This window comes from Terrisporobacter petrolearius (assembly GCF_020748185.1).
GTDB lineage: Bacteria > Bacillota > Clostridia > Peptostreptococcales > Peptostreptococcaceae > Terrisporobacter > Terrisporobacter petrolearius.
This window is the reverse complement of the sequence record NZ_JAHZMO010000246.1, coordinates 1-249: the sequence shown is the minus strand read 5'-3', so window position 1 is coordinate 249 and position 249 is coordinate 1. Positions and strand designations below refer to the sequence as shown.

The following is a 249-nucleotide window of genomic DNA, read 5'->3' as shown; positions in this document are numbered from 1 at the left end:
CTCAGTTCCAATGTGGCCGATCACCCTCTCAGGTCGGCTACTGATCGTCGCCTTGGTAAGCCATTACCTTACCAACTAGCTAATCAGACGCGGGTCCATCTCATACCGCCGGAGCTTTGATAAAAAAATCCATGTGAATCTCTTATATTATCCTGTATTAGCATACCTTTCGGTATGTTATCCATGTGTATGAGGCAGGTTACCCACGCGTTACTCACCCGTCCGCCGCTCTTTACCGAAGTAAATCGC

The 249-nt window shown here is 48.2% G+C and carries 1 rRNA gene; it reads right to left on the bottom strand.

The window, feature by feature from the left end:
• A 16S ribosomal RNA gene (locus tag K0040_RS20505) occupies positions 1–249 on the bottom strand; the annotation flags it as partial.